We start from the raw sequence: 9,916 nt of genomic DNA, 5'->3' as shown, positions 1-9,916 counted from the left end.
GGCAGTGGTGGTGTTTAGAGGGAAGAGTCCCGGGGGGGCCTTCGGGTGGGGGGGGGGGGGGTTGTGGTGCGGGGGTGCCCCCGCGGGGGACCGGACCTGCCCGTACGCCTCTTCCGCCCCGCCGCGTTGTGTTCCGCGCAGGGTCAGAACGGCTTGGTGGGGAGGTACTTGCCGTCGAGAGTGATGACGGCGCGCTCGCCGCCTTCGGGGTCGGCGACCTTCTTCACATCGAGCTTGAAATTGATGGCGCTGATGATGCCGTCGCCGAACTGCTCGTGCACCAGGGCCTTGAGGGTGGTGCCGTAGACCTGGAGCATCTCGTAGAAGCGGTAGATGGTCGGGTCGGTGGGAATGCCGCCGGGGATCGATCCGCGGGTCGGGATGGTCTGCAGCAGCATCGCCGCGTCGTCGTCGAGGCCGAGGAGCTCGGCCACCGCCTCGGCGGAGTTCTGCGGCAGGGCGTGCTGGCCGAGGACGGCGGCGGTGACGAAGGCGACCGACAGCCCGGCGGCGTCGGCGATCTGCTGCCAGCTGAGGTCCTTGCGGGTCTTGGCCTCGACGGCGGCGATGGCGAGGGCCTGGCGGGCGGTGGGGTCGAACTGGGCGTGCGTCATGACGGGGATTCCTTTCGGGGCGCCGGCCTTGTTGTGCGGCCGGGCGGTCGTCGTGGTGAAGGGGAGTGGGTGCTCAGGCCGCGGCCGGGGCGGCGTCGATGGTTTCGACGGTGCCGGTGGCTATGTCGAACACCCAGCCGTGCAGCGTGAGCGTCCGGGCGGCCAGGGCACGGGCCACGGAGGGGTGGGTGGTCAGGTTCTGCAGCTGTGCGGCCACGTTCGCCCGCACCAGCGCGGCGACCTTGGCCGGTCCGGACGCGGCCGGCTCGGCGGCGGCGCGGGCCCGCGCGGCGTCGGCGTGCCGCAGCCAGCCGGCGACGACCGGCGCGGCGCTGAGGTCGTGCTCCTCCGCCAGGGCGGTCATCGCGCCGCAGGAGGAGTGGCCGCAGATGACGATGTCGGTCACGTGCAGTACGGCGACGGCGTACTCGACGCTTGCCGCGATGCCGTCCGGGCCGGATGCGTACGCGGGGACGAGATTGCCCGCGGTACGGATGACGAACAGCTCGCCCGGGTCGCTCTGCGTGATCAGTTCGGGGACCACGCGGGCGTCGGAGCAGCCGACGAACAGCGTCTTGGGCCGGTGGGTCGTGGCCAGGTGGGCGAAGAGCCCCGCCTTGGCGGGAAAGACGTCGCGACGGAAACGCGCGAGGCCGCCCGTGAGGTCATGCATCGGTCACTCCTTTCGGTGAATGCCGGCCCGACGGGCTGACGAGATTCACCATGCATGACCTCCATATATAGTGTCCAAGTCTTGTTATCCATGATTCTTATAGATCGCATCAATAGTGTGAGCTATGCTGCGCGTATGGGTCCGGAACTACGTCACCTCCGCTATCTGATCGCGGTGGCCGAGCACGGTAATTTCACGCGCGCCGCCGAAGAGCTGCGCATCTCGCAGCCGACACTGTCCCAGCAGATCAAGCAACTGGAGCGAGCCGTCGGTGTCCAGCTGCTCGACCGAAGCGGTCGCGGCGTCCGCCCCACCGACGCGGGCGAGGCCTATGTGCACTACGCGCAGCGGGCACTGCGGGAACTGGCGGCCGCCGACCGCGCCGTCCTCGATGTCGCCGACCTCTCCCGGGGGCATCTGCGGCTGGCGGTGACGCCGACCTTCACCGCGTATCTCGTCGGCCCGCTCGTCGAGGCGCTGCACACGCGCCACCCCGGCATCACGCTGGACCTGCGGGAAATGACCCAGGACCGCATCGAAGCGAGCCTTCTGTCCGACGATCTCGACCTCGGGATCGCCTTCGCGGGATCCCATCTGCCCGGCATCACCGCGACCGCCCTGTTCACCGAGACCCTCAGCCTCGTCGTCGCCACGGACCGTGCCGAGGACCGGGGCGATGGACCGCTGCCGGTGAGTGACCTGGCCGACCAGCAACTCGCCTTGCTCAGCAGCGACTTCGCCACCCGGAGCCATATCGACGGCTACTTCGCCCGGCATCGTGTCAGTCCGCCGATCACCGTGGAGGCCAACACCATCCAGGCCCTCACCGAAATCGTCCGGCGTACCGGCCCGCTGGCCACCGTGCTGCCCGACGCGGTCGCGGACGACCACCTTCACCTCACGCCGATTCCCCTCGACCCTCCGCTGCCCGCCCGTGTCGCCACCTTGCTGCACCGGGAGAGCGCCTACGAGAGCGCCGCCGCGCGCGCCTTCTCCCGGCTCGCCCACGACCTGGTCCGCGCGCGCGGCTACGCACCGGCCTGAGAATCCCGTGCCGCGGACGGCATACCGAATATGGACGTCGAGTGATGAGAGAATTGAGGACATGACAGGGTCTGGAGACTTCGAGCCGGAGTCGGAGCGGGTCACGCGCCAACTGCGTGACGAGATCATCGACGGTGTGCGTGAGCCGGGCAGCAAGCTCGTCGAGCGCGAACTCGCCGCGGAGCTCGGGGTGAGCAGGCTGCCCGTCCGAGAGGCCCTGAAGGCGCTGGTCACCGAGGGGCTGGTGACACCCAGGCCGCGGACCTGGGCCGTCGTGCGGGAGTTCACACCGGCGGACGTCGAGGACCTCGACGAGGTCCGCGCGGCCCTGGAGACGCTGACCTTCCGGCTCGCCGCCCAACGGCGCACCCGCGCGGGACTTGAGAAGCTCCGCTCGGATCTCGACGCCGAGCTGAAGGCGGCGGAGAAGGGAGATGCCGTACGGGCCCACCGGGCCGCCGCCGACTTCCACGAGACGGTCACCGAACTGGCCGACAACGAACTCCTGAACGAGCTCCAGAGCGCTCTTCGCAGCAGGATGCGCTGGCTGCTGGGGCAGCACGACGACCTGGAGGGCGTCGCGCAGGAGCACGAAGGCCTGTACAAGGCGATTGCGGAGCGTGATGTCGCGCGGGTCGAGAAGCTGGCCGACGAACACCTGGTGACAGGTCGCAACGCGGCCGCCGCGCGACGCAAGCACCAGGGCTGAGCGGTACGGCCCGGCCGGCGCGCCGATCCGCCGGCCCCCGGGCCTGTCCGCCGGATCGGAGTCCCTTCAGGCACCGGCCGGGGCGGCGCGCATGGCGGCGGGCCGCCCCCGCGAGTGCTCAGACATAGACGATCCCGTCCGGGACATCCGGGCGGATCTTTGTGCCGATGTTCCGGTCGAGCAGGTCGCCGAGTCGTTCCAGCGGACCGATGAGTGCCCGTCCGCCGGCCCTGGCGACCCGCACGGCGGCGTCCACCTTCGGCTTCATCGACCCTTCGGCGAAGGCCAGTCGGGAGATCGCCTCCGGCGAGGCGGTGAGAATGCCGCGCTGCTCGGACGTCCCCCAGCCCTCGCTGACGAAGTAACCGTCCGTCAGCATCACGAGCATGTCCGCAGCCCCCGCCACCGCGGCGCGCATCGAAGCGGCCGACGTCGAGGCCGTCGAGCGCATCACCGGCTCCCGGCCCATGCTGGTCGGCTTCGGCCGTGCCCTCGACGTCGTCCCCGGAATGACGCCGACCACGATTCTGCACGCGGGCCCGCCCATCACCTGGCTCGCGGCCGGTGAGGGCGCCGGTCACACCTATGACGCACTGGACCCGCAGGTGGGTATCGACTACGTCCTCGCCTCGCCCGGCATCGACGCGCACCGCGCCCGCGTCCTCAGCACCCGGGCATCCGATCACCTGCCCGTGAGCGTCGACAGCACCCTGCCGTAGCGATCGGCCGGGCGCCGGCCCGCCGGATCACCCGCCCAGCAGCCGGGCGATCTCGTCGAATCCGCGCTGCCGGGCGTGCTGGAGCGCGGTGGTGCCGGTCCTGTCCTCGATGGTGGGATCGGCGCCCGCGGCAAGGAGGAGCTTCACGGTCTCCTGATGGTCCTCCCCACCGTCGCCGAGGATGACGGCCTCCAACAGGGCGGTCCAGCCGAGGTCGTTGACGTGGTCGACGTCGATGTCGATGTCCGGGTTGGTGGTGACCTCCCGGACATAGGCGACGTGGCCGTGTTCGCCGGCCGGGATGAGGGAGGTGCCCCCGTACCTGTTGACGACGGTGTAGTCGGGGTCGGCCGCCGCCAGGGTCCGGGCCATGGCGGCGCTGCCGGTCACGCCCGTCACCAGCCACGGTGTGTCGTGCTGCCGGTCCAGGGCGTCCGGATCGGCGCCGGCGTCGACGAGGACTCCGGCGGCCCGGACGTGATCGCCGGTTGCCGCCAGCAGGAGCGGGGTGCGGCGGTCCTTGTCGCGGGTCTCCAGGCCGGCGCCCCGCTCGATCGCGTCGCGCACCGCGTCGGCGTCACCGGAACGTGCGGCTTCGAGCAGATCCCGGTCGGCGTCCGACCGCTCGGCCGCGCCGGTGGGGGAGAGGGGGCCGGCCCCGATGACCGAGGGTTTCCGCCGGGTGTCGGTGTCGCTGTCGGACGGCGTGCCGCATGCGGTCGCGAGTGCCGCCAGGCTCACGAGCGGGACGATCAGGAAGGTGGCGCGTCGTGTCGAAGGCATGGTTCCTCGCAATCCGTGGGGGCGGGCCCGGAACGGTGCGGGGCCCGCACCCTCCATGCTCGACGCGCCGGGCGGACTCCGCCGTCGCTGGACCGGCCGGTGATGCGCGGGCGTCGGGACGACACCGGTGTCGTCCGTTCGGACGATGCGCGGCCTCGCCAGGACCCGACCTCCCTCTCTCCCGCGCCTGGGCCCATCGGCGACGGCGGTGCGGAAGGACACGACAATTTCCGCCACCGTGCCAGGTGTTGAACGAATGCTGATCCCTTGTCGGCCCGGGGCTGGGACAGTGGGCGGGTCAGTTTCGTCTCCCGCACCAGAGGGGTTCCCATGCGCTTACGTCGATTCACCCGCACCACTCTCACCACCTTCGCCGCGGCAGCGAGTCTGTGCGCGGTGCTGACGCCCGGCACGGCCGTCGCGCAGGAGCGGCCGACCGGTTCCGGTACCGGGACCGCCGAGGTGGTCAACACCGAGTCGCCCGCCCGACTCGACGCCTACTGGACCCCGGCGCGGATCCGCGCGGCCGTGCCGATGCCCGCGCCCGACGCCGTCTCCGCGGCGCGGCCCTCCGCGGGCGTGGTCGCCGAGGCCGACAGCGAGCCGGTCCACATACCCGCGACAAGAGCCCTGGCGGGCTCAGGAGTTCAGACCCGTGCCAGCGTGTGGGGCACGGTGGGGCGCCTGTACTTCACGATCCCGGGCAAGGGCGACTACATCTGCTCTGGCAACGTTGTCACGAGTAACAACCGCTCGGTGGTGGCCACCGCACGGCACTGCGGCTTCGGTGAGGGCGGCACCAACTACCGCTTTGCGCCCAACTACAACAAGGGCAACGCGCCCCATGGCTGGTGGGGCTGGCGCAGCGCGGGCTGGGTCACGGGAGGCGGCCAGGAGAACGACAACGCCTTCCTCGTCCTGGACACCCCGGACGGCCGACGCGTGCAGGACGTCGTCGGCTCCACCGGGCTCGGCTTCAACTGGTCCAGCAACTACGCGCACATCATCGGCCTGCCGGCCGACAAGGACTATGCCGTGTGGTGCGAGGGGCAGGGTTACGCCGGTCCCGGCGGGCAGCGCCTGATGAACAACTGCAACGGCCTGTCCGGCGGTGCCAGCGGCGGTGCCTGGATCGAGAACTATCAGCCCGACGGCTCCGCGATGCAGACCGGCGCCTACTCCGGCAGCTACGGATCGGCGGCGGCCGCGTCCGCGTACGGCAATGCCGCGTACGACGTCTGGAACGGCGCCCAGAACGCCTGACCGGGCCGCCCTTTCCGTACGCCGCTCCGGGGCGGGGCTCTCGACCCGAGGCCCCGGAGCGGTTGCCGGTCACCGGTCGGTTGCCGGGCCATCGCTGTAGTGTCCCGGCCATGGATGCGTTCATGGATGCTGATGAGGTGCTGGTTTCCGTCCGTAAGTACGATGGCAGCCTGCACTGGCACCACTCCATGGTCCGGCTGGGCGAGGACGAGCACGGGGTCTGGCTCGGGGCGCCGGTCGGCACCGTCTACAGCAAGGGCGCCGAGGGACCCGTCTATGCCACGCGGGAGGCCAGGGTCATGCTCTTTCCCCGTGATGCCTGGTGGACGGCGCTGTTCCAAGCGGCTCCCGCGCGGCTGGAGGTCTACTGCGACGTCACCACCCCGGCCCGGTGGCTGCACCCCGGGGAGGTCACCATGATCGACCTGGACCTCGACGTCTGCCGCGTACGTGACGGGGGAAGCGTGTTCGTCGACGACGAGGACGAGTTTGCCGACCACCAGGTCCGATACTCCTACCCGCCCGACGTCGTCGTCCGGGCCACGGCGTCGGCCGACCGGTTGAGGGCTGCGCTCACCGCGCACGCGGAGCCCTTCGGCAGCCGCTGTCGGTCCTGGCTCGCCGAGATCTCCTCGCGCTGACCGGTATGCCGTCGCGTTCCCCTCGGGGTGGGGAACCCGCCGGTTCTTCCGCGAAGGAGAGTGGTGAGGGCCGGGGCGAGCCACACGAGCAGAAGCCGCGGACCACCCCTCGTCGACCAGCCATGACCTGGCCGCACGTGCGCAAACCGGTGCACACCGACCATCCCCCTGACGGTGCGTCAACCCATGCACGCTAAGCTGCAAGTGCCCCGCGGGGGAAGTCCGGTCGAAATCCGGCGCTGACCCGCAACGGTAGGCGGAGCCCGAGACATGGCCCCGTAAGCCCGATTACCCGCGGTGGTGAAGGCTCCTGTCGATTCGCCGTGGACTGCGAGTGGTGCTGCGCAGGGCGCTCCGCGTCCGGGCTGCTCCTTTGATCACGTAGGTGCACGGCCCGAGGCGAAAGCGATCCGCCCGTGGCCACACCCCTCGTCCGTAAGCCCGCCGTGCCCTCACGCACGGCCCGTGCCGGGGCCGGGCCCGCGCCGCCCCGGCGCGTGTCGCCGGCGCTGCTCCTTCCCCTCCTGTGTGCCGTGCTCCTGGTCTCCCTCGTCTGCGGGGCGGGCATCGGGGCGTCGGGGCTCTCCTGGAGCGAAGTGCTGCGTTGTCTGCGGGCCGGGCTGACGGGCGGCCGAATAGCCCCGGACCAGGTGCCCGCGTACACCATCGTCTGGGAACTGCGCCTTCCGCGAGCCGTGCTGGCCGCGGTCGTCGGGGCCGGTCTCTCGGCCATCGGCGTCGCCGTGCAGGCCATGGTCCGCAACGCCCTTGCCGACCCGTTCGTCCTCGGCATCTCCTCTGGCGCGGCGGTCGGTGCCAATGCCGTGCTCATCTTCGGCGCCTTCGGCACGCTGGGCATCTGGGCGCTGTCCACGGCGTCGTTCCTTTCCGCGCTCCTCGCCATGATGCTGGTGTACGCCATCGCACGCACCGCTCGTGGTCTGACCCCGCTGCGGCTCGTCCTGACGGGCACCGCGATGTACTACGGCTTCTCGGCCGTCACCACCTTCATGGTGTTCGCGGCCGAGCGCGGTGAAGCCGCACGCTCCGCGATGATGTGGATGCTCGGCAGCCTCGGCGGAGCCGACTGGGCCTCCGTACCGATTGCCGCGGGGGCCGTGCTCGGCGGTCTCGCCCACCTCGCCTGGTCGGCACGTCGGCTGAACGCCCTGGCCATGGGCGACGAGACCGCTGCCGCGCTGGGGGTGGACGCGGGGCGGCTGCGCAAGGAACTGTTCCTGGTCTCCGCGGCCGTCACGGGGGCGGTGGTCGCGGTGAGCGGTGCCATCGGCTTCGTCGGACTGATGGTGCCGCACGCCGTACGGATGCTCGTCGGCGCGGACCACCGCCGGCTGCTGGCCGTCGCACCACTGGTGGGTGCTGTCCTGCTGATCTGGGTGGACATCCTCTCCCGCGTGGTGCTCGCGCCCGCCGAACTGCCGGTGGGCGTGCTGACCGCGGCCATCGGCGTGCCGTGCTTCGTACTCCTGATGCGCCGTCGCTCCTACACGTTCGGAGGCGCCTGATGCGGATCGACATCGATGCTCTGACGGTCGAGATCGCCGGCGCGCGGCTGGTGGAGGAGGCCACACTGGGAGCGGGGGAGGGGCAGCTCGTCGGTCTGGTCGGGCCCAACGGCAGTGGCAAATCCACCCTGTTGCGTTGTGTCTACCGGGCTCTGCGTCCCTCGGGCGGCACGGTGCGGCTCGGCGGCGAGGATCTGTACGCCATGAGCGCGCGCGAGAGCGCGCGCCGGCTGGCCGCACTTCCCCAGGAGGCGGCCACCGAATTCGATTTCACGGTTGCCGAGGTCGTGGAGATGGGGCGGCTGCCGCACCAGTCGTCGATGGGACGGACCACCGACGAGGACCGGCAGGCGTGCGGGGCCGCGCTGGCGGGAGTGGGCGCCGGCCACCTCGCCGACCGCGGCTTCCTCACTCTTTCCGGCGGCGAGAAGCAGCGGGTGCTGATCGCCCGCGCGCTGGCTCAGCAGCCCCGGCTGCTGGTGCTCGACGAGCCGACCAACCATCTCGACATCGCACAGCAGCTGGAAGTGCTGGCGCTGGTGCGCGACAGCGGGCTGACCGTCCTCACCGCGCTGCACGACCTCAACCTCGCCGCACTCCACTGCGATCTGCTCCATGTCATCGACGGCGGACGGATCGTCGCCTCCGGCGCTCCGCACGACGTGCTCACCCCCGACCTGCTGGCCGAGGTCTTCGGCGTACGGGCACACCGCGTCCCGCATCCGGAGACCGGCGCCGTCCAGCTGCTCTTCGACCGTCTTCGCCCCGCTCGACCCGATTCCTGAGGAGTCACCGCCGCCATGCACAACCTCGTACGTCCCGCCGCGATCGTGATCGCCGCCGCCCTGGTCCTCACCGGCTGCGGTGCGGAAATGCCCTCCGGCCAAGGAGAGAAGGACAGCGCTCGGAAAAGCACCGGCCACTATCCGGTGACCGTCGAGAACTGCGGCCAGAAGAAGACCTACGACAAGGCCCCGCAACGCGTGGTCACCAATGACGTCGGCATCACCGAGATCATGTTCGCGCTCCAACTGGAAGACCACATGGCGGGTTATGTGATGCCCGAGGACAAGGGCGACCTCACGTCCGTTCCCTGGAAGGACGGATACCGGAAGGCCAAGTGGCTCTCCAAGGAGAGGATCAACAAGGAACTGGTCCTCGACGCCCGTGCCGATCTGGTCTTCGCCGGATGGAACTACGGATTCAGCGAGGGGGACGGGTTCACTCCTGCCGAACTCCGGAAAGTGGGCATCGGGTCGTATCTGCTGAGCGAGTCGTGCCGCAACGGCAAGGGGAAAGCACGCGGGGTGATGGCACCGCTCGACGCGCTCTACACCGATTTGCGGAACCTGGGAAAGATATTCGATGTGGAGGACCGTGCGGAGGCCCTCGTCGCGACGTTCCGGAAGCAGGTGGCGGAAGCTCGGGCGAAGGCGCCGAAGGGTACCGACCGCCCCCGGGTCTTCCTCTACGACGACGGGCGGGACAAGCCGCTGACCTCCGGTGCCTTCGCGGGGCCGCACGACATCATCACCAAGGCCGGTGGCGATCACGTCATGAAGGACCTCAAGGACAGCTGGGTGACCGTGGGCTGGGAGACCGTGGTCGACCGTGACCCCGAGGTGATCGTGATCAACGACTACGGTGACAACGGCGCGGCGCAGAAGGAGAAGTTCCTGAAGTCCTATCCGCCGCTCGCGAATGTCTCGGCCATCAAGAACGACCGTGTCTTCGTCCTCGACTACGCGGACCTGGTGGAGAGTCCGCGCAATCCGGCGGCCATCGGTTCACTTGCCGCGTATCTGAGGAACGCCGATCTCTGACCCGTCCCCGCGCGCCGGGGGCGGGGGGTTAAACCCCCCACGCCACCAGCCGGGGGCACAAATGGATCGTTGGGTGAATTCAGGGTGCACCGGGAGGGGGAGGCGACGCCTACAGTGCTGA

The 9,916-nt window shown here is 70.2% G+C and carries 12 protein-coding genes and 1 riboswitch; of the genes, 8 read left to right on the top strand and 4 right to left on the bottom strand.

The annotated features are described in order from the left end of the window. Positions 1-143: 143 nt before the first annotated feature. Positions 144-614 (bottom strand): cyanase, encoded by a 471-nt coding sequence (gene cynS / locus ACFV8T_RS22480; protein ID WP_266430348.1) that lies wholly within the window; start codon positions 612-614, stop codon positions 144-146. A gap of 73 nt (positions 615-687) precedes the next feature. Beyond that, positions 688-1,287 carry a carbonic anhydrase gene (locus ACFV8T_RS22475; protein WP_385330120.1) on the bottom strand — a complete coding sequence of 200 codons (600 nt, stop codon included), beginning with the start codon at positions 1,285-1,287 and terminating at the stop codon, positions 688-690. A 135-nt stretch (positions 1,288-1,422) separates the two neighbouring features. On the opposite strand from ACFV8T_RS22475, the gene cynR reads away from it, so the two are divergent. Together cynR and ACFV8T_RS22465 are read left to right on the top strand one after the other, a co-directional pair. After that, positions 1,423-2,331: a transcriptional regulator CynR gene (gene cynR, locus ACFV8T_RS22470; protein ID WP_385330117.1), complete on the top strand. Its 909-nt coding sequence runs from the start codon at positions 1,423-1,425 to the stop codon at positions 2,329-2,331. Between the two features lie 61 nt (positions 2,332-2,392). Further along, positions 2,393-3,040, top strand: a complete 648-nt coding sequence (locus tag ACFV8T_RS22465; RefSeq protein WP_385330115.1) for a GntR family transcriptional regulator — start codon at positions 2,393-2,395, stop codon at positions 3,038-3,040. Between the two features lie 118 nt (positions 3,041-3,158). On the opposite strand, the gene ACFV8T_RS22460 is transcribed toward ACFV8T_RS22465, so the two are convergent. Beyond that, complete coding sequence (locus ACFV8T_RS22460; protein WP_385330113.1) at positions 3,159-3,428, bottom strand: hypothetical protein; 270 nt, start codon at positions 3,426-3,428, stop codon at positions 3,159-3,161. Between ACFV8T_RS22460 and ACFV8T_RS22455 the strand changes: the two genes are divergently transcribed. After that, positions 3,427-3,759: a hypothetical protein gene (locus tag ACFV8T_RS22455; protein ID WP_385330111.1), complete on the top strand. Its 333-nt coding sequence runs from the start codon at positions 3,427-3,429 to the stop codon at positions 3,757-3,759. The genes ACFV8T_RS22460 and ACFV8T_RS22455 overlap by 2 nt on opposite strands. A gap of 27 nt (positions 3,760-3,786) precedes the next feature. On the opposite strand, the gene ACFV8T_RS22450 is transcribed toward ACFV8T_RS22455, so the two are convergent. After that, positions 3,787-4,542 (bottom strand): ankyrin repeat domain-containing protein, encoded by a 756-nt coding sequence (locus tag ACFV8T_RS22450; RefSeq protein ID WP_385330109.1) that lies wholly within the window; start codon positions 4,540-4,542, stop codon positions 3,787-3,789. 330 nt (positions 4,543-4,872) lie between these two features. Here ACFV8T_RS22450 and ACFV8T_RS22445 point away from each other — a divergent pair, with 330 nt between their 5' ends. From ACFV8T_RS22445 to ACFV8T_RS22425, 5 genes are all read left to right on the top strand, one after another. Beyond that, the gene (locus ACFV8T_RS22445) at positions 4,873-5,805 is read left to right on the top strand and encodes a peptidase (protein ID WP_385330107.1); all 933 of its coding nucleotides are present in this window, start codon (positions 4,873-4,875) and stop codon (positions 5,803-5,805) included. A gap of 122 nt (positions 5,806-5,927) precedes the next feature. Continuing rightward, entirely contained in the window at positions 5,928-6,446 is a 519-nt protein-coding gene (locus tag ACFV8T_RS22440) for a DUF402 domain-containing protein (RefSeq protein ID WP_385330104.1), read from the top strand. 169 nt (positions 6,447-6,615) lie between these two features. Further along, positions 6,616-6,761: riboswitch (cobalamin riboswitch) on the top strand. A 101-nt stretch (positions 6,762-6,862) separates the two neighbouring features. Further along, a complete protein-coding gene (locus ACFV8T_RS22435; protein WP_385330102.1) occupies positions 6,863-7,972 on the top strand; it encodes a FecCD family ABC transporter permease in 1,110 nt (369 codons plus the stop codon). Then, complete coding sequence (locus tag ACFV8T_RS22430) at positions 7,972-8,757, top strand: ABC transporter ATP-binding protein (RefSeq protein ID WP_385330100.1); 786 nt, start codon at positions 7,972-7,974, stop codon at positions 8,755-8,757. Before ACFV8T_RS22435 ends, ACFV8T_RS22430 begins: the two co-directional genes overlap by 1 nt. A gap of 15 nt (positions 8,758-8,772) precedes the next feature. Beyond that, on the top strand, positions 8,773-9,795 hold the full coding sequence (locus tag ACFV8T_RS22425) for an ABC transporter substrate-binding protein (protein WP_385330097.1): 1,023 nt from the start codon (positions 8,773-8,775) through the stop codon (positions 9,793-9,795). Positions 9,796-9,916: the final 121 nt, after the last annotated feature.

Source organism: Streptomyces sp. NPDC059832 (assembly GCF_042731715.1).
Lineage (GTDB): Bacteria > Actinomycetota > Actinomycetes > Streptomycetales > Streptomycetaceae > Streptomyces.
Note: the sequence above shows the minus strand (reverse complement) of the source record. Positions and strands in the feature narration are given on the sequence as shown.

Bases quoted from the DNA above. Each gene is read 5' to 3' on its own strand.
- cynS (WP_266430348.1), bottom strand. From the start codon at position 614: ATGACGCACGCCCAGTTCGACCCCACCGCCCGCCAGGCCCTCGCCATC.
- ACFV8T_RS22475 (WP_385330120.1), bottom strand. From the start codon at position 1,287: ATGCATGACCTCACGGGCGGCCTCGCGCGTTTCCGTCGCGACGTCTTT.
- cynR (WP_385330117.1), top strand. From the start codon at position 1,423: ATGGGTCCGGAACTACGTCACCTCCGCTATCTGATCGCGGTGGCCGAG.
- ACFV8T_RS22465 (WP_385330115.1), top strand. From the start codon at position 2,393: ATGACAGGGTCTGGAGACTTCGAGCCGGAGTCGGAGCGGGTCACGCGC.
- ACFV8T_RS22455 (WP_385330111.1), top strand. From the start codon at position 3,427: ATGTCCGCAGCCCCCGCCACCGCGGCGCGCATCGAAGCGGCCGACGTC.
- ACFV8T_RS22460 (WP_385330113.1), bottom strand. From the start codon at position 3,428: ATGCTCGTGATGCTGACGGACGGTTACTTCGTCAGCGAGGGCTGGGGG.
- ACFV8T_RS22450 (WP_385330109.1), bottom strand. From the start codon at position 4,542: ATGCCTTCGACACGACGCGCCACCTTCCTGATCGTCCCGCTCGTGAGC.
- ACFV8T_RS22445 (WP_385330107.1), top strand. From the start codon at position 4,873: ATGCGCTTACGTCGATTCACCCGCACCACTCTCACCACCTTCGCCGCG.
- ACFV8T_RS22440 (WP_385330104.1), top strand. From the start codon at position 5,928: ATGGATGCTGATGAGGTGCTGGTTTCCGTCCGTAAGTACGATGGCAGC.
- ACFV8T_RS22430 (WP_385330100.1), top strand. From the start codon at position 7,972: ATGCGGATCGACATCGATGCTCTGACGGTCGAGATCGCCGGCGCGCGG.
- ACFV8T_RS22425 (WP_385330097.1), top strand. From the start codon at position 8,773: ATGCACAACCTCGTACGTCCCGCCGCGATCGTGATCGCCGCCGCCCTG.